The organism is Gordonia alkanivorans (genome assembly GCF_004011905.1).
Classification (GTDB): Bacteria; Actinomycetota; Actinomycetes; order Mycobacteriales; family Mycobacteriaceae; genus Gordonia; species Gordonia alkanivorans.
Genome location: NZ_CP027114.1, coordinates 4687398 through 4705565 on the forward strand (window position 1 = coordinate 4687398; position 18168 = coordinate 4705565).

Here is an 18168-nt window from a genome sequence, read left to right on the forward strand (position 1 = left end):
ACCTCCGATCAGAAGCGCTAGCTGGAACTAGCGACCCTGGCCGTAAGTAGCGATTTCGGGAGAGCGTCAGACGGTCAGCGCGGAGCCCACGGCAGACGCCAGGTCGACGGCTGGAGCAGGTTCGGCACCGGACGCTCGACCTTCATGGCCGGCGCTTCCTTTGTGACCGGGGTCTTCAGCGCACCAACGGATTTCGGCGTGCCGGCCGACTCGGACACCGGAGAGGCCTTCGACGACGGCCGCTGACCTTCGGACTCGAGCGCCCGCTCGACCTCGCGCGCATCGTCCTCCGACTCGGCACCCCAGGCGTACCAGTTGTGTCCGCCGTTGCGGTACTTGAACTTGATGGGCAGCCCGAGCTGATCGACGGTCGACTGGAGAAGGCCCGTCGAAGCGAATGCGCCGGCCTCCAAGCCGATGCCCAGCGCCAGAGCGGTCACGGCCTTCTGGACCAGCTCCGGCCCGGCACTCGGGTCGGCATCGAGTTCGCGCTGGAACAGGGCACCTGCTTCCTGGAGCTCAAAGGTCGTGGGGATGCCGGTGCCGGTCGAGACGATCACCGTCTGGCCGGTCTCCCCGACCTCGCCGATCCGGTTCATCACGTCGTTGTCGGCCCACCGATTACCGGGGCTCTGGGGCTTGCCCCACATCGCTGTCTCGCCGTTCTCGATGTCGGCGCGCTGCTTCTGGATGGACGGAATCGCCATCCAGCCCAACGGATTGTCCGTCGGGAAGTAACCCGAGTAGGAACGCACGACCCGGAAGACCTCGGGGTTGTCGAACGCGATGATCATCGCCGGGCCCGCTGACATCGACACGCCGACAATCGCATTGTTCGACGTCTCGACGTCGAAATTGCTCTTCAGGTAGGTCGGCAGTTCCTCACCGACGAAACTCCCCCACTTCGGCGCCACAGACTGGCCGGTGGGCGGCTTCTGCCAATCAGTCGACCACTCGCCCGCACCGCCGACCGGCAAGACGAGGTTGCTCCCCGCGCCGTAGGCGTCGATGCCGGCCTCGGGCTGGGTCCACGTGCTGAACTCGGGGTTCGAGCCGAGACCGTCCAGGAAGTAGATTCCGTGCTCGTCCTCGCCCGCCTTCTTGTCCGACGGACGAACTTGGACGGACACCTCACGCCCCAGCGACTCCGAGTCGAAGGTGCACGTCTGGATCTGCTTTGCGCGGTCCTCTTCGGTCCGCCAGACGCAGCCCGCGTCCGAGCGCAACCGGTCGGGATCGACCGCGTGCGCGGGCGCCGCGCCCAGCAAACCGGCGGAGGTCGCACACACAACCGCCGCAGAGACAGTGGCAACACGACGACTGCGCGCGCTTCGGTCAACAACCAGACCCATGTACAAGCCTCCGAGGTGGGGTGGATCGACCAGGGAAACCCCAAACGAGGCCCTGGTGTTTCGCAAACCTTACAGAGTCGGAGTATGGCCCGCACGTTGGACTGAGCGTGCCCTAACTTCGCACATTCCATATTCGCCAGCTGACATGAAAGGCGCTATCTGCAACCGGCGCACTTGCCCGAAAATGGCGATTCCGCGGATGTCCCGTATCGCGCAAGCCGAGGCGGCCCAAAAGTGGCGTCCGCCACAACCCTAGAATCGACGCCATGAGCGATACCGCAACCGCACCCATCACCCTGCCCGCCGACCTGCTGCCGTCGGACGGCCGCTTCGGTTGCGGACCGTCGAAGGTGCGCCCCGAGCAGTTGCAGTCCCTCGTCGACACCGGCGCATCGGTGTTCGGCACCAGCCACCGGCAGGCACCGGTCAAGAACGTGGTCGGCTCGATCCGTGAGGGTCTGGCCAACCTGTTCTCGCTGCCCGAGGGCTATGAGGTCGTCCTCTCCAACGGCGGCACCACCGCCTTCTGGGATGCCGCCGCGTTCGGCCTGATCAAGCAGCGTTCGCTGCACCTCACCTACGGTGAGTTCTCGTCGAAGTTCGCGACCGTAGCCAAGAAGGCGCCGTTCCTGGACTCGCCCGCGGTCATCTCCACCGATCCCGGCACCGCTCCCGATCCGGCCGCACTGACCGCTGACGATTTCGGCGGCGTCGACCTCATCGGATGGGCCCACAACGAGACCTCGACCGGCGTGTCCGTGCCGGTCGTGCGCCCCGCCGGCTCCGACGACGCGCTCATCGCCATCGACGCCACCTCGGGTGCAGGCGGCCTGCCCGTCAACGTCGCCGACGCCGACGTCTACTACTTCGCGCCGCAGAAGTGCTTCGCCTCCGACGGTGGCCTGTGGGTCGCGCTGATGAGCCCCCGCGCCCTCGCCCGCGTCGCCGAGATCGCCGAGACCGACCGCTGGTGCCCCGAGTTCCTGTCGCTGCCGACCGCCGTCGACAACAGCAGCAAGAACCAGACCTACAACACCCCCGCAGTCGGCTCGCTGCTGCTGTTCGCCAACCAGATCGAGTGGATGAACAACAACGGCGGCCTCGACTGGTGCGTCTCGCGCACCGCCGATTCGAGCTCGCGCCTGTACCAGTGGGCCGAGGCCAGCGAGTACGCGACGCCGTTCGTCGCCGAGCCGGCCAACCGCAGCCAGGTCGTCGGCACCATCGACTTCAACGATGACGTCGACGCCGCCGCGGTCGCCAAGACCCTGCGCGCCAACGGCGTCGTCGACACCGAGCCGTACCGCAAGCTCGGCCGCAACCAGCTGCGTATCGGCATGTTCCCGGCCATCGATCCCGAGGACGTCACCAGGCTCACCAACTGCATCGACTACATCGTCGAGCGCCTCTGAGCTCGGCCAGAACCAACCGTCACCGGCGCGTCGCACCTTCGGGTCGACGCGCCGGTGGCGTTCGGGCCAGCGGGTAGCCTGGACAACACAGACCACATACGACGCACCCATCGCTGGTGTCGCAGCGGCCCCACGGGTTCTGAACTGCGGTTTTACCGCGTGTCCCACAGTGAATCGGCAGATCGGTGAGTTAATGTGACCCCAATGCGTGCACCCACCGGAGGAGGAGCAGATGCGTGAGCTCCGCGTCGTCGGGGTGGAAACCGACGGTTCCCACGTCATCTGCCAAGACCCTCAATCAGGTGAGAAATTCCGGATCGCCTCCGACGAACGCCTTCGCGCCGCGGCCCGCGGCGACATCACCAGGCTGGGACAGATCGAGATCGAGATGGAAAGTGCATTGAGGCCACGAGAGATCCAGGCACGCATCCGCGCAGGCGCCTCCGTCGCCGAGGTCGCCGCCGCGGCCGGGGTTGGTGTGGACAAGATCGAACGATTCGCCCACCCGGTGCTGCTCGAGCGCAGCCGCGCGAGCGAACTCGCCGGTGCCGCCCACCCGATCCGGCACGACGGCCCGGCCGTCGCGACCCTCGCCGAATCCGTGGCGGAAGGGCTCGTCGCATACGGCCACAACCCCGCCGACGCCGACTGGGACGCCTGGAAGGACGACGGCGGCTACTGGGTCGTGCAGGTCGCCTGGAGCGTCGGACGCACCGACAACCTCGCGCACTGGCGCTACCAGCCCGGCACCCACGGCGGCACAGTCGACCCGCTCGACGACCTCGCCGACGAACTGACCCACCCCGAGACGATCGCGCCGCGACGCCGGCTCACGCCGGTCGCCGCACCGGAGGTCGCCGTTGAGACCACGTCCGACGGCCGCGAGGAAGTCACCATCGACGCCAACTCCCTCATCGGTGCGCAGCGTGCGCGGCAGGAACGTCGCGCGACGCACGACGACCACGGCACCGTCCCCCTCGATTTCGGGTTCGACGACGAGACCGACGCGCACACTCCGCCGGCTGCGGTCACCCCGATCTCGGCTCCCGTCGCACAGGCTCCCGACGAAGTAGCTCCCGTCGAACGGGCCGTCGACGACGAGGAGCCCGCCGAATCGGCAGTCCGGGAGACCACCGAAGCCGACGCCGCCCCGGCGACCGCCGAGGACAGCACTCACGATCCGTCGGAATCGTCTGCGTCCCGCGAGCCCGGACCGGCCCATGCCGACCGTCCGCGCAAGAAGAAGACCCGCAAGCCCGCCGTGCCCGCCTGGGAGGACGTCCTGCTCGGCGTACGTAGCAACGGGAACAGCTGATCGATGTCGGAACGCGCGGCCACCGTCTGGTTCATCGACTCCCCTGACCCGGCCGACGACCTACGAACCATCGTGCGCGCACAGCAGCACGATCATCAGCACGCCCAGCAGCTTGCGACGAAGATCTATGGCGACAGCGTGCTCGTCCCGCTCGTCGACACCGACCTCGCGACCGCGGCCGCCGCGAAGGATCACCACGTCTACGCCGGTTATTACGGTTCGCTCGCGGTGATCTCGTGCTCGCTGTTCGAGACGGCGACCCCCTCGACGCTGACCCGGACGCTGGCCGCGGTCCGACCGAGTGCGGTGACGACGCTGCTGTACACCGAACCCGAGACGTCGTTCGGTGCGTTCGCCCGCTGGGAGTCGGGTTCACTTCGACGTTCGTTCTCCGCCGACCCGGTGACCATCCACGAGGACGACGGCCTCCCGTTCACCTTCGAGAAGCCGTTCTGGGGCGGCGAATACCCGCTCACCTACGCCGAGGGTGTGCCGAACCAGGGGATGGCGCTGCCCTTCCACCCGGCGCAGCTCGCCGAGGAGGCCAACCGGTCCTGGCTCGGGTTCCGCTACACCCATCCCCTCGCGCCGACCGACCTCGACCCGGCCGACATCACCGTCACCTGCTTCGCGCTTCACCCCGCGGAGTACGAACCCACCGCCGCCGACTTCGAGAACTACCGCAGAGCCACCGCCGCGCGTAGTGCGGAACGCACCGCGCACGAGGGCACGCCACGCAAGCGCGGAAGATTCCGGGAGTACTTCGGTTTCTGATCCGGGTGGCTTCTGTTCCCGGACGACTTGTCGCCCTCAGTCGTACAACGTCACCTTGCCGAGGAGTGCCGCCAGTTCCAGTTCGACAGCAGACAGCTCGGAGATCGACAGCTTGCGGGCAGTCGGCCTCGCCGGCCGATAGTCGATGACCCTGCGTGCGACAAGGCGCACTCCATCGCCGGACTGCTCGTCGGGTCCGTGGATCTCGGTGCGCACCTTGTTGAGTTGTTCGGCGAATCGGCGGGTGATGTCGGGTCGCCGGTTGATGTGTTCGGGGTTGGGTGGGGCGCCGGGTTCGGCGTTCAACCGCCAGGCGCAGCGACCTTCGTCGGGGCCTTCACGGACCATGCGGGTGGTGAACTGACCTACCTGCTCGCCGACCATGCGATTGTGTTTCGGGCACGCCGGTGCGAGGTCGGTGATGTCGGTGAGTCCACCGAGACCCCAATCCAGTTGCGCGTGGTGCATTTCCACGTGCGCGGCGGATATGCCGCAGTCGGGGGTGGAACAGACCTCGCCGTCGGGTCGGGCGAAGGACACGAGACGTTGTTCGCGGGTGGCCAACCTCTTGCCGCGTCCGAAGTAGAGCGGGATTGCGGTGGCGTCTTTGAACACCGCCAGCCAGGGCTGGGTGTCGGCGGCCATGTTGACGAGGTCGGTGATCGGGATCAGGGTGCCGGTCGCGGTGGTGGCGAACCCGGCTTCGCGTCGTAGGTCGTTGAGATCGGCTTTGATGATCAGCTGGATGGGTAACCCGCGGTGGCTCTTACCCAGGAGTCCGTCGTCGAACACGGCTTTCAGGAGTGCGTTGAGGGCGTCGTGGTTGAGCTGGGCGGGGGTGCGGTCGTCGCGTGCGGCTGCGGCTTCGACCGCTTCGGGGTCGGCGTCCTCGATGGAACCGTGGGGGGAGTCGGGGTCGTCGGGGTTGTTCATGCCGGGTTTGGCCCAGACGGCGAGCAGCATGGTGATGCGGGCGAGGAGTTCGGGGGTGAGGTTGGCGGTCATCTTGGCGGTGCCGTCGGCGCGTTGCCGGTTGACCGACAGATTGCGGCGACGTTTGCGGTCGGTGTCGTCGGTCAGTGTGCCGTCTGGGTCGAGGTGGGCCAGCAGTCGTGCACCGAGGGCGGTGATGTCGGCGGGGGTGTGGTCGACGGCGATCTCGGCCATCTGTCGTTCGGCGGCGACTTTCACGTCGTGGTCGGTGGCGTGTGGGATCTGGTCGAGGACGTCGAGTACTGCCCGGACGTGGGAGGTGCTGACCTTGCCGTCGGCCAATGCCTCTGCCAGAGCGGGGCGTTCGGGTTCGAGTGGTTCGCCGGTCGGGCTGAGGTGGGTGGCGGTCGCGTGGCGTTGTTTGGTGCGGCGCATGGGGTCGGCCATGCGTAGGCGGTGGGTCATGAACTGGGTGATGCTGCGGTGGCCGGTCTTGTGGGGTAGGTCGCGGTCGGCGATCTCGATGATCTGTCGGTCGCCGGCGAAAGTGAGTCGGGCGATGGCGCGTTCGGTTCCGGCGGCGACGTCGATGAGTTCGGCATCGGAGCACTGCGTCAGATCGACGGCCTGGAGTTCGGTGGTGATCCGGTGCAGTTCCTGCACGAGCTCGGAGGGGCGGGTCGACGGCCCGACGTCGGTCTGCGAGATTTCGGTCAAGACGGTCACCCCCCGATGCCGTGTTCGAATGTATGTTCGACTGTACTCGCAATCCCATTGCCGCGCAACGCGTATCGAACATCGATCGATCGCGGGGATTGTCGGTGGCGTCTGGTAATGGGCGGCGTGGTGCTGCCGTCCCTTCGATACGCTCGCAAGCTCGCCACTCAGGGAGCAGAACGACGCTCGCAAGCTCGCTACTCAGGGAGCAGAACGACGCTCGCAAGCTCGCTACTCACGGAGCAGAACCGGTCAGCGCCCCATGATCAGCAACGCGACCGACGATGTGATCCCGGCGAGGAAGCCGATGAGCAGGCCCCACACGATCCAGCGCCACACCTGGCGGTAGCGGAACTCCCAGAGGGTCCAGCCGAGGCCGCCGGCGACGATCAGCACCGCCGCGATGCCGAGGAACTCGAGGATGCCGCCGATGAGTTCGTAGATCCCGACGAGCACGAAGGCACCGAAGAGCGCACACACCGCGGACACGATGATCCCGAGCGCCCAGGGCGTGGGCTCCGCGGCCCGATCGAACGGTTCGGGGGTGTTCACTCCCCCATCGTGCCCGACCGGACGCGTTCGTAGAACGCAACGGCCGCGGCTGTCGCGACGTTGAGCGAATCGGTTCCGCGACTCATCGGGATGCGGGCCTTCACGTCCGTCGCCGCCATCGCCGACGCGGTGAGCCCTGGCCCCTCGGCGCCCACGAGGAAACCGACCTTCTCGGCATCGACCGCCTCGGCGAGCGTGACGGCGTCGGGATCGGGGGTCATCGAGACGAGACGGAAGTCGCGCGAACGCAGTTCGTCGAGTCCGCGCGGCCACTCGTCGAACTTCGCGAAGGGCACCAGCAGCGCGTGACCCATCGAGACGCGCACGCAGCGCCGGTACAGCGGGTCGGCGCAGCCCTGACCGAACAGGACGGCATCCACACCGAGGCCGGCGGCGTTGCGGAAGATCGAGCCGATGTTCTCGTGGTCGTTGACGCCTTCGAGGATCGCGACGGTGCGCGCGGTCTCCAGGATGTCGGGCACCGACAACACCTCGGGGCGTCGCGCGACGGCGAGCACGCCGCGGTTGAGGTGGAAACCGACGATCTCGGCCATCACCTCGGCCGACGCCCGGAAGAACGGGACTCCCGACAGCGACGGGTCGCGCAGATCGTCGTCGAGTTCCTCGAGGCGTTTGTCGACGCCGAGGAAGGCGTGGGCGGAGAACCGCGAGGCGATCATGCGCTGCGCGACGAGCACGCCCTCCGCGATCACCAGGCCGCGTCCCGGCCGGCCGCCGGGCAGAACCGGAAGGTCGGGTCGACGGTCCACCGAGTTGAGGTCCCGAAAGTCCTCGACCCGGGGATCCTGCGGGTCGTCGATGTCGATCACTTCCACTGCGAGCCCGGGCACCGCAACAGTGTGCCACCCGCCACCGCCGTGACCTGCGACACCCGGTACAGAACCCAATGAGTGCCCGAGTCGCAGTGATGTGAAAACGTTGAAGTCGTGACCAACAGCGGCTCGACACCTCAGTCACGTCTGTCCCTCAAGCGCGCCACCGACGCCGACTGGGACGACATCATCACCACGGATGCCCGCGCATTCGCGATGCGCAATCCGCTGCCCGACGACGAACGCGCCGACCTTCGCGGCAAGGTCGCCGACGACGACATCGTCCTGGTACGCGACACCGGCCTGCCGTCGAAGCCCCTTGTCGGGGTGTCGATGTTCTACCGGATGTCGATGTCGCTGCCGGGCGCGGGTGTCGCCGACACCGTCGGCCTGTCGTGGGTCTCCGTGGCATCGACGCATCGTCGTCGTGGAATTCTGCGCACGATGCTGACCGAGCTCTTCGAGCAGTGGGAGGCCGAGAACTACACGTTCGCGATCCTGACCGCGAGCGAGGGCACCATCTACGAGCGCTTCGGGTTCGGTCCGGCCTGCTTCTCCAACACCGTGTCGATCACGCCCGGCCAGGCTCCGCTCCGCGGCGACCAGCCGAAGGACGCGACCGTGCGGTTCGCGGACGCCGCCGAGGTCGCCGCGGCCGTCCCCGATCTCCACGCACGCTGGACGCTCACCACTCCCGGTGCGCTCACCCGCACCCCCGCCTGGTGGGCGCCGATCCTCGCCGACCGGCCGTCGGAGCGTCCGCTGCCCGCGAGCGGACTGCATTACCTGCTGCACGACGACGGCTACGCCAGTTACCGCATCTACAAGAACGAGAACGGCGGCGTGCGGGGCGAGGTGAACGAGGTCTTCGCCGTCACCGACGACGCCCACTCCGACCTGTGGCGGGTGCTGACCAACCTCGACCTGATCCCGTCACTGACCGCGACCATCCCGGTCGACGACCCGTTGCGCCACAAGCTGATCAACGCGCGAGATGTGTCGATCACCGGCCTGCGCGACGAGATGTGGCTACGCATCCTCGACATCCCGGCCGCGTTGGGATCACGGAAGTACGCCGCCGACCTCGATGCCGTCGTCGAGGTCACCGACGAGTTCCGTGGTCACGGAGGGGTTTTCACGATGTCCGCGCGCGGCGGCGACGCGATCGTCGCGCCGGCGGCCGAAACCGCAACGCCCACAGTGAAGATGGACACCTCGGTACTGTCGAGCATCTATCTCGGCGGCACACGACCGTCGGCCTTCGCGGCGGCCGGCCGGCTCAGCGTCGACTCCCCGACAACGCTTCGAGCTCTGGACCAGGCCTTCACCACCGATCGCGCACCGTACTCCGGCACGTTCTTCTGACCCTTCGAGACGTCCCTCCGCAAGCTCCGGGACTCCTCAGGGAGCAAAGAAACGTCCCTCCGCAAGCTCCGGGACTCATTCCGGGGCGGGGAACGACCGCGTCAGACCGCCCGGGTGTGCTGCACGTCGGTGTCCGGCTTACCGAGGATCTTGTTGAAGATGATCACGCCCTCGCGCAGGGCGTCCCGTTCGTCCGGCGACAGTTCGCGCAGCCGGTCGCTCAGCCAGGCCTCGCGGGCCGCCAGCTCTTCCTTGATGACCTCCACCCCGTCCTGCGAGAGGGTCACGATGGCCTGACGCCCGTCGGTCGGATGAGGTTCGCGCTTGATCATGCCCAGATCCGACAGCGACGCGATCACCCTCGTCATCGACGGGGGGCGCACCCTCTCAGCCGCGGCGAGAGCACCAGGGGTCATCGGACCTTCGTGGTGCAACGTGTAGAGGGCGGAGAGCTGCGTCAGTGAGACCAGCTTGTTCTCGCGCCGCCCCCTCAGGCGTCGCGCGAGACGTACAACGGCGAGCGACAGGTCGCCGGATAGACTTCCGTCACCATACGGTGAATGCATTACCCCAGAGTAGGGCAGGTATCGACGCCCAGATCCCTAAGCAAAGCAAATTGACCCGGGTGGATGACAAACCGGTCGCAAATTTTGACTGCAGGCGTTAGCTGATGAGGTCGGAGATCGGTCCACGAGCGAAGTAGGCGACGAAGACCGCGGCCACCAGCCACAGCAGCGGATGGACCGAGCGTGCCTTGCCGGAGGCGGTGGCCATCACGACCCAGCTGATGAAGCCGATACCGATTCCGTTCGCGATGGAGTACGTGAAGGGCATCGTCACCACGGTCAGGAAGGCCGGCAGCGCGAAGTCGAAACGACGGAAGTCGACTGCCGTCAACTGCCCGATCATCATCGCACCCACCACCACGAGAGCCGGTGCGATCGCCTCGAGCGGGATCACCTCGTAGATCGGGGTCAGGAACATGGCGACCAGGAACAGCACGCCGGTGACGACGTTCGCCAGACCCGTCCGCGCGCCTTCGGCGATACCCGAGGCCGATTCGACGAAGACCGTGTTCGACGACGCCGACGCGGCACCGCCGGCGATGGCGCCGGTCCCCTCGACCACCAGCGCACGGCCGATGCCGGGGAGGTTGCCCTTCTCGTCGGCCAGCCCGGCCTCCTTGCCGAGGCCGGTCATCGTCCCCATCGCATCGAAGAAGTTGGACAGGACGAGAGCGAACACGAACACCGACGCGGCCAGCACACCGATGCGGGTGAACGCGCCGAACAGGTCGACATCTCCGACGAGGCTGAGGTCGGGCAATCCGCCCAGCGCGGTGGGGATGTCGGGCACGGTGAGGCCCCAGCCCGACGGGTTGTCCATGCTGGAGCCGTAGTCGAAGATGCGCTCGAGCACGACCGACAGGACGGTGGTGATCGCGATCCCGATCAGCAGACCGCCCGGGACCTTCCGTACCACCAGGACACCCATGATCAGGACGCCGAGGGCGAAGATCAGCGTCGGGATGGTGGCGATCGAGTTGTCGCTGCCCAGCTGGACCGGAACCGTGGTTCCTGCGGCGTCCGGGATGCGTTTGACGAAGCCGGCGTCGACGAAGCCGATGAACGCGATGAACGCGCCGATGCCGGCGGCGATGGCCGCCTTGAGCTCGGTCGGCACCGCGTTGAACACCGCCGTGCGGAATCCCGTCACCGCCAGCAGCACGATGATGATGCCGTCGACCACGACGAGACCCATCGCCTCCGGCCACGTCACCTCGGGCGCGATCGAGACTGCGAGAAGACTGTTGATCCCGAGACCGGCGGCGATCGCGAACGGATAGTTGGCGACGAGACCGAACAGGATCGACATCACGCCCGCGACCAGTGCGGTGACCGCGGCGACCTGCGCCAGCGGCAGCACGTTGCCGAGCACGTCGGCGTTCTTGTCGCCGCCGGGGATGCCGCCGATGATGATCGGGTTGAGCACCACGATGTAGGCCATCGTGAAGAACGTGACCAGGCCGCCGCGGAACTCGCGGTTGATCGTCGATCCGCGCTCGGAGATCTTGAAAAAACGGTCGAGTCGACCGTTGGGCGTCGTGGACGCAGGGCCTGCGGTGGTCGCGGGGCCGGTGTCGACCGTTGCCGGGCCGGCAACACCTGCGTCGGCCGCTTCGGTCGCCTCCGCGGTCGAGGTGTCGGCGGGTGTCAGGTCGCGGGCCTCACTCGGGACATCTTTGGGCACCTGTGGAAAGCTACCCTTTGTCTCATGGCCGATACAGTCGACGTCCCCGAACTACCGCGCGTGCTGCGTGCTCCCGAGCCGGTGATCGTGGTCGGGATGGTGGCCTGGCTGGTGGCGACGGTGGTCGTCGCGGTCAACGATGTGGGCGGCGGCAACGCACTCCGGATCTGTCTCGTCGGGCTCGGCGTCGGCCTTCTCGGCACCACGATCGTGCTGGTCCAGCGGGCCGGCGTCCGCCGAGGCGCCCGCGGCGCGCAGGAGGGCCTGGACTAGAACGGGCCGGCGAAAGCGTCACTCCGCCGAGAAGAGAATCCACCCGACGTGTTCGCGTCCCCACGCGGCCACCTCGTCGCGGGTCGTGAACGGACGTGTCTCGAGCGTGGTCAGCAGCAGCGAATGTGTGATGCGAACCATGACCTCGGCGACCCGCCGCGCCTCGTCGTCACCCATCGGGGCGTCGGTCATCAGACCAGCCACCCGGGCGGCCAGATAGTCGACGGCACGATCGAAGACCGGCGCCGACGACACCGTCAGCACCCGCAGCGTCGTCGCCGGGTCGGCGGCGTACTCGCGGGCCAGTAGCGGGTGGTCGTAGAACGACCAGAAGATCGCCGCGAACCCCTCGATGAGCCGCGCCTGCGGATCGCCTGTTCCCGCGAGCTCCCGGTCGACGTGCGCGAACAGCTGGTCGGCCTCACGCGAGAGCAGGTCGGAGAACAGATCCTCCTTGTGCGGCCAGCGGCGGTAGACGGTCATGTGGGACACGCCGGCCAGCGCGGCGATCGCCTCGATCGAGGTCCGCTTGAGCCCCTTCGCGAGCAACGACGACATCGCCGCATCGAGGATCTTCTGCCCCGTCCGCTCGGCCCGGGACGCGCTCGGCGTCTTCACACCGCCATCATTGCAATGTTAGTGTTCGGCCGAACCACTAACATTGGAGTTTCATGACCGTCACCGAGAACCCGGACGCGTCCATCGCCGACACTCCGACGCCCTCCGTCGACCTCGCCGACCTGCCTCCCGCCGTCGAGCAGTTCCGGTGGCATCTGGGCAGCGTCCTGTTCGGCTTCTTCGGCGCCTCGTTCTTCGACCAGGTGGCGCTGGTCCCGGTGGCGGCGGCCGTCGACCGCACCGGCCGCTTCGCCGAGAACTTCGTCGACCGTGGGCTCCGCAGCTTCAGCGCCGAGCAGCTCGTGCTCTGGGGCGACGAGCGGACCCGCCACACGTTCGCCGATCGGTTGAAGTTCCTGCACCGTGAGGTCCGCGGCACCGGACGCGACGACTTCGCCGAAACCCGGTACAGCGCACTCGATCCCACGCTGTGGAACTGGATCGCGATGAGCGCGATCATGGGCTACCTCAACACGTTCACCGCGTGTACCGGCATCGAGCTCTCGCCGGAGGAGGAGGAACTCGCGTACGCGGTCGCCCTCGAACGGCCGGGCATCCTCTCGCTGCCGGGGAAATCGGCCCAGCTCCCGCCCACGCTGGCCGATGCGCGCCGCTGGTACGACAGCGTGGTCGACGAACGTCTGCAGCCCAATCCGTTCCTCGACGCCGTCACCGACCAACTGACACGTCTCCCCCTCCCGACGATCGGCCTGCCGCCACTTGTGCGCATCGCCCTCACGCCGCCTTGGCTGGTCATCCGCCCGCTGGCCGGCCACGTCGTCAAGGTCTGCTCGTTCAGCGTCATGCATCCCGGCGTCCGGGAGCTGACGTCGGTTCGCTTCGGGCGACGTGAGCAGTGGGAGTTCCGGATCTACCAGCGTCTGCTGCAGACCGCGTGGCGCCGGCTCCCCCGCCGAATCGTGCTCACGCCCATGACGTATCACGAGTACCGTCGCGAACGGCTGGCACAGACGTACCACTCGATCCAGCTGGAGTCGTTCGCACCGAAGTGCCCGGTGTGAGGCCCGGCGGCCCGCTGGAGTCACATCACACTTCGCTTCACCGCCCCGGGTAGCGACTGTTACCTGGCTCGCACCGTGTCCGGTGCGCCCCATCCCGCCGCCTTCCCGTCCACGTGGGCGACCTCGCTTTCCCAGGGCACCCGATACTCACCCGCGACCAGGTCGCGCATGAAGGTGTACGGGCAGTCCGATGCGCCGCCGGCGACGGCGGTGTAGCCGCGATGGCCCAGTTGGTAGATGTTGTTCTCCACCCCCCAGGTTCGACGAGCGTCGTCCGCCCGCGAAGGCACCACCTCGGCGGTGACGACCCGGTCCGGAGTTCCGTCGCCGGAGACGAGGACCGTCCCGTCCACATCGCAGACCATCGCCTCTCCTTGTGACCAGATGTTGTTCTGGTCAGGGCCCGCGAGCGCAACCGAAGCGGTGTACGCGAGGTTATGAAAGGCGTTGGTCTGGTTGGTGATTCGCCATGATTGCTGGATCGGATACGTGTATCCGGCCGTCCGCAGGATCACGTTGGCGCCCTTGTACGCGGCCTCTCGCGCCATCTCCGGGAACATCCCGTCATGGCAGATGATCAGCGCGAGCCGCGAGCCGGACGGACCGTCGCAGACCGGGATGCCGAGGTCGCCCGGAGCCCACGGTTCGGCAGGCACCCAGGGATGCATCTTGCGGTAGTAGAGACGCTCGCAACCCTGGTCGTCGATGATGATCCCGGAATTCCAGGGTGCCCCTGCAGGGTTGCGCTCCATGATCGAGAAGCAACCCCAGACCCCGGCTTCACGACAGGCGTCCGCCAGCAGCGACATCTCCGGACCGTCCCGGTCGCACAACAGGGTGTCGTCGAGCCATGTGTCAGGATCGAGACCGTTGATGCTGTACTCCGGCATCACGACGAGATCGATCGAGGGCATGCCCTTCTTTGCGTTGCGGACCATACCGGCCAGGCGTTCGGCGGTCTCCTTCAGATCGCCCGGCTCACGGATCGTCGGGACACGCGCTTGCACGAGCCCGAGGACGAGTGCACCCGGTGACGGATTCAGCCCGTCGAGTCCGCTCATGATGTGACCTCATTCGCCGCCGCGGGGGCCGGGTCGGGCCACCGGTGCGCCCAAGGGCGCGCTGCCTCGAAGGCAGCAGCAGCTCGCAGGGTCGTTCCGTCGTCGAGGTGCGGTCCGACGATCTGCATGCCGATCGGCAAGCCGTCGTCCGTGACTCCGGCCGGCACGGACACCGCCGGCTGTCCGGTCATGTTGAACATGCCGAGGAAGGCCATCCAACTTCCCGCGCTGACCATCTGACCGTCGATGACTTCGGGCCCCTGCATGCCGATCGGGAAGGCAGGCACCGAGAGGGTCGGAGTCACCAGCAAGTCGATGCCCTGCATGAGCTTCCACATCTGGTTGACGAGTCGTTTGCGCCCCATCTGCGCGGTGGTCAGCTCCTCGGCCGACCACGGACGGGTGAGGAGTTCGACGAGGTGAGGCGACATCTGACCGCCGTGGTCGGCGACCATCTGCCGCATCCCGGCGAGGTCGGAATCGGCCATGACCAGAGGCCAGAAGTGCGGTGTCGGGTCGTCGAGGGCCGGGTCGAGTTCGATGACTCGCGCCCCCAGGTCCGCGAAGACACCGACGGCGCGCCCCACGACGTCACGGACGCGGGGATCCACGGGGAACAGACCGAAGTCGGCGGTGTAGCCGATGGTCTTACCTTCGACAGCGGTGGCGACCGATTCCTCGGACACGCAGTCGAGCCAGTCGACATCACCTGCGGGCAGGGAGTGGCGATCACGCGCGTCCGGACCTGCGATGACCGACATCAGCAGCGCCGCGTCGGCGGTCGTCCGCGTGATCGGACCGATGTGTTCGAGTGTCTCCCAGCTCGATACCCCGGGGAATCGTTCGTCGCGGCAGCCGGGGTACAACGGGACGCGCCCCATGGAGGCTTTGAACCCGACGAGACCGCACAATGAGGCCGGGATACGGATGGAGCCGCCACCGTCGCTGCCGAGCGAGAGCGGCGCCATTCCGGTCGCGACTGCCACCGCCGATCCCGCCGACGAACCGCCGGGTGTCAGATCCGGGTTCCACGGATTGCGCGCGGCCGGCGAAACCGGATTGTGTCCGACTCCGCTGTAACCGAATTCGGGAACAGTGGTCTTGCCCAGGATGATCGCCCCGGCGGCCTTCACGCGTTCGACGACGATGTCGTCCTCGTCGGGCACCCAGTCCTGGTAGGCGATCGACCCGCTGCGGGTCACGACCCCCGCTGTCGCGATGAGGTCCTTCACCGCGATCGGCACGCCGGCAAGCGGCCCCGGGTCCTCGCCACGGTCGAAGGCCTCGTCGACGGCTGCAGCCCGGTCGAGAGCGGCCGCGTCCGTGCGTTCGACAAAGGCGTGGAGGTGGTCATCGAGCGCGTTCACGCGACCGAGCGCGGCTTCGGTCACCTCGACCGCAGTGACCGATCGCGAGCGGATGGCGGCGGCCAGGTCGGAGGCCGACATCCGGGTGAGGTCGGTGGCAAGCGTCATCGGGCAACCTCGATCTCGGTCGTGCCCTCACTCGGGGACGTGGCGCCCGAGCGGCCGATGCCGTTCGTCGGCATGAATTCGAGAATCATGTACACCCCTGCTGCACAGATCATTCCGACGACGGCCTCGCTGAGCTGCGGAGCCCAATGGTGTACGGCATAGGCGCATGCGGCGCCGATGATCCAGGCGACGAACGGTTGCGCGCGAAGTCCGGTCACTTCCCGTGCGGCCGCTCGGCGGGTGACCAACTGGTCGACGATCAGCACAGCACCGATCGACGGCACGAAGATGCCCAGGAGATTCAGCCACGTCGAGAAGTGGCTCCAGACACCGGCCAGGGCGATGACGAGTCCTATCGCGCCGAGGATGAGCGTGAGCACGCGCATCGTGGAACCGGTGAGCTGGCTCCAACCGACCGCGCCGTTGTACAGGCAGTGGGCACACACCGACCCGAGGTTGACGAAGACGAAGATCACTGCGAGCACGGTGAGGACCGCGCCGTGGTCGACGAGGATCGGCAGGAAGTCACCGCCGTCGGTCGCGGGATTGAGTGCACCGCCGGCGGCCACGATCAGTGCGCCGGTCGTCATCGCGATGAAGTTGGCGACGGGGAAGGCACTGAAAGTCGCGATCACTGCGGCCTTCCCGCTACGAGACCAGCGGGTGAAGTCTGCGGTCATCGTGCCGGAGTCGATGAAGGTGGCGACCACGATGGTGACCGCGGCCCCCAGCGAGAGCACGGTCGCGTCCGGCGCGCCGCCCTCGTAGGAGGTGATGGCCCCGAACCCGTGGTCGCGCGTCACCAGGACGATCGCCACGACGCCGAGCGCGATGAACAGCGGTGCCGCGATCATCCCGATCAGGGTCAGGGCACGGATGCCGACGAACGTGACACCGATGTAGAGCAACCCGGCCAGAAGGACGATCAACGTCTCGTTCCAGCCCAGCGAGACATTCAGGGTTGCGCCGGTGAGCCCGGTTTGGAAGGCGAACCAGCCGATCACGACGGTCGCGAGGAAAGCCGTCACGATCTTCGAGCCGTGGCGGCCGAAAGTCTCTGCGGCGCTGAGGGCGAAATTCTTGCCGGTTCGGCCCGCAAGGTATGAGAGCGCGCCGACGTAACCCAACAGGACTGCGTTACCGAGCAGGATCGCCAGCAACCCCTTCCAGAATCCCAGGCCGTAGGCGATGGTGCCGCCGAAGATCGCACCGGTGAGCACCATCGGGAACCCGAACCAGACGGCGGAGACCGACAGCGTGGAGCGACGGTGGGAAGCCGGGACCGGCACGTCCTCGAACTCGGATTCGAGATGGATGGCGTGGTCTGTACTGGTGGACGGTCCCTCGGACGGGCGCCCGGTATTTGTGGAAGCAGGAATTGTCATGAGGCTCTTTCTGAGTTGATCGTTGACGCCGCCACGGCCGGTTCGAGAGTTCTCGGGGTCTGCGCTGACCGGTCGGCCACGGGTGCGGGTGGGCGGTTGCTCGGTTGTGGTGATCGAAACGAGAAGCCCGCGTCGATGAGGGCGTTGCGTAGTTCGGAGAGGAGTAACGGGGCGTTCGGGGTGTCGCTGTGCACGCACACCGTTCGGCTGTCGGCTCCGTCGAGTGCGGACAGTTGCGCCAGGGTGCGGGCGATGACCTCCTGCGGTCCGCCGATGAGCTCGGCGGTTCGGTCATACATCTGTACTTCGTCGTCCAGGTAGGGGCGGTCCGCGAATACCTCGACGACCGTTGACAAGTCGCTTTCGATGGCCGCGGCGTGTAGATGCGAACGAGGAAGGGCGTAGACCTTCAGCGTCGGGTCGAGGTCGGTGACCGCCGCACACACAGCGTGGGCGAGGTCACGATCGCGATTTGCCATCATGTACAGCGCGCCATGCAGTTTCACGTGCTGCATCGTGGCGCCCCGCACTCGGATGAAGGCGTCGAGCGCACCCACCTGGTACAGACAGAGGTCGTATACCTCCTGAGGGGTGGTCGGGATCTCTCGACGACCGAAACCCAGCCGATCGGGCAGACCGACGTGCGCTCCCATCGCCACACCGTGGGTGAGAGCGAGGTCGACACTGCCTCGCATGACTGCCGGGTCACCCCCGTGCGCGCCGCAAGCGATGTTGGCCGAGGTGATCATCGGCATCATCTCGGAGTCGGACCCGTAGGAGTAGACACCGAAACTCTCGCCGAGGTCGCAGTTGAGATCGACGGTGGTCACG

The 18168-nt window shown here is 67.1% G+C and carries 17 protein-coding genes; 6 read left to right on the plus strand and 11 right to left on the minus strand.

Annotated elements, in window-relative coordinates:
• Positions 1-74 precede the first annotated feature (74 nt).
• On the minus strand, positions 75-1289 hold the full coding sequence (locus C5O27_RS21285; RefSeq protein WP_232283216.1) for an alpha/beta hydrolase: 1215 nt from the start codon (positions 1287-1289) through the stop codon (positions 75-77).
• Positions 1290-1618: 329 nt separating this feature from the next.
• On the opposite strand from C5O27_RS21285, the gene serC reads away from it, so the two are divergent.
• The 3 genes from serC to C5O27_RS21300 all read left to right on the plus strand — a co-directional run bounded on the left by serC (position 1619) and on the right by C5O27_RS21300 (position 4853).
• On the plus strand, positions 1619-2764 hold the full coding sequence (serC, locus tag C5O27_RS21290; protein ID WP_075863653.1) for a phosphoserine transaminase: 1146 nt from the start codon (positions 1619-1621) through the stop codon (positions 2762-2764).
• 232 nt (positions 2765-2996) lie between these two features.
• Entirely contained in the window at positions 2997-4079 is a 1083-nt protein-coding gene (gene sepH / locus C5O27_RS21295; protein WP_127963601.1) for a septation protein SepH, read from the plus strand.
• A 3-nt stretch (positions 4080-4082) separates the two neighbouring features.
• Positions 4083-4853, plus strand: a complete 771-nt coding sequence (locus tag C5O27_RS21300; protein ID WP_006361250.1) for a DUF6928 family protein — start codon at positions 4083-4085, stop codon at positions 4851-4853.
• 36 nt (positions 4854-4889) lie between these two features.
• On the opposite strand, the gene C5O27_RS21305 is transcribed toward C5O27_RS21300, so the two are convergent.
• The 3 genes from C5O27_RS21305 to C5O27_RS21315 form a co-directional block, all read right to left on the minus strand.
• Positions 4890-6449 (minus strand): DUF222 domain-containing protein, encoded by a 1560-nt coding sequence (locus tag C5O27_RS21305; protein ID WP_425269613.1) that lies wholly within the window; start codon positions 6447-6449, stop codon positions 4890-4892.
• 306 nt (positions 6450-6755) lie between these two features.
• Positions 6756-7055 (minus strand): DUF2537 domain-containing protein, encoded by a 300-nt coding sequence (locus tag C5O27_RS21310; RefSeq protein ID WP_006360677.1) that lies wholly within the window; start codon positions 7053-7055, stop codon positions 6756-6758.
• The gene (locus tag C5O27_RS21315) at positions 7052-7906 is read right to left on the minus strand and encodes a TrmH family RNA methyltransferase (protein ID WP_006360676.1); all 855 of its coding nucleotides are present in this window, start codon (positions 7904-7906) and stop codon (positions 7052-7054) included. Before C5O27_RS21315 ends, C5O27_RS21310 begins: the two co-directional genes overlap by 4 nt.
• A 96-nt stretch (positions 7907-8002) precedes the next feature.
• Here C5O27_RS21315 and C5O27_RS21320 point away from each other — a divergent pair, with 96 nt between their 5' ends.
• Positions 8003-9253 (plus strand): GNAT family N-acetyltransferase, encoded by a 1251-nt coding sequence (locus C5O27_RS21320; RefSeq protein ID WP_006360675.1) that lies wholly within the window; start codon positions 8003-8005, stop codon positions 9251-9253.
• 101 nt (positions 9254-9354) lie between these two features.
• Here the strand turns inward: C5O27_RS21320 and C5O27_RS21325 are convergent, their stop codons facing one another.
• Entirely contained in the window at positions 9355-9819 is a 465-nt protein-coding gene (locus C5O27_RS21325; protein ID WP_127963603.1) for a MarR family winged helix-turn-helix transcriptional regulator, read from the minus strand.
• Between the two features lie 97 nt (positions 9820-9916).
• Complete coding sequence (locus C5O27_RS21330) at positions 9917-11503, minus strand: NCS2 family permease (RefSeq protein WP_006360673.1); 1587 nt, start codon at positions 11501-11503, stop codon at positions 9917-9919.
• Between the two features lie 24 nt (positions 11504-11527).
• Here C5O27_RS21330 and C5O27_RS21335 point away from each other — a divergent pair, with 24 nt between their 5' ends.
• On the plus strand, positions 11528-11776 hold the full coding sequence (locus tag C5O27_RS21335; RefSeq protein ID WP_006360672.1) for a DUF2530 domain-containing protein: 249 nt from the start codon (positions 11528-11530) through the stop codon (positions 11774-11776).
• Between the two features lie 18 nt (positions 11777-11794).
• Here the strand turns inward: C5O27_RS21335 and C5O27_RS21340 are convergent, their stop codons facing one another.
• Positions 11795-12394 (minus strand): TetR/AcrR family transcriptional regulator, encoded by a 600-nt coding sequence (locus C5O27_RS21340; protein ID WP_006360670.1) that lies wholly within the window; start codon positions 12392-12394, stop codon positions 11795-11797.
• A 53-nt stretch (positions 12395-12447) separates the two neighbouring features.
• On the opposite strand from C5O27_RS21340, the gene C5O27_RS21345 reads away from it, so the two are divergent.
• Entirely contained in the window at positions 12448-13416 is a 969-nt protein-coding gene (locus tag C5O27_RS21345; RefSeq protein ID WP_127963604.1) for an oxygenase MpaB family protein, read from the plus strand.
• Positions 13417-13475: 59 nt separating this feature from the next.
• Here C5O27_RS21345 and C5O27_RS21350 read toward each other — a convergent pair whose 3' ends face one another.
• The 4 genes from C5O27_RS21350 to C5O27_RS21365 are packed head-to-tail and all read right to left on the minus strand — an operon-like array spanning position 13476 to position 18167.
• Positions 13476-14477: a formamidase gene (locus C5O27_RS21350; RefSeq protein WP_006360666.1), complete on the minus strand. Its 1002-nt coding sequence runs from the start codon at positions 14475-14477 to the stop codon at positions 13476-13478.
• Complete coding sequence (locus C5O27_RS21355; RefSeq protein WP_006360665.1) at positions 14474-15952, minus strand: amidase; 1479 nt, start codon at positions 15950-15952, stop codon at positions 14474-14476. Before C5O27_RS21355 ends, C5O27_RS21350 begins: the two co-directional genes overlap by 4 nt.
• The gene (locus C5O27_RS21360) at positions 15949-17337 is read right to left on the minus strand and encodes a cytosine permease (RefSeq protein ID WP_164905336.1); all 1389 of its coding nucleotides are present in this window, start codon (positions 17335-17337) and stop codon (positions 15949-15951) included. The genes C5O27_RS21355 and C5O27_RS21360 overlap by 4 nt, the downstream gene beginning before the upstream one ends.
• The gene (locus C5O27_RS21365; RefSeq protein ID WP_006360662.1) at positions 17334-18167 is read right to left on the minus strand and encodes a 5-oxoprolinase subunit PxpA; all 834 of its coding nucleotides are present in this window, start codon (positions 18165-18167) and stop codon (positions 17334-17336) included. Before C5O27_RS21365 ends, C5O27_RS21360 begins: the two co-directional genes overlap by 4 nt.
• Between the last annotated feature and the right edge of the window lies 1 nt (position 18168).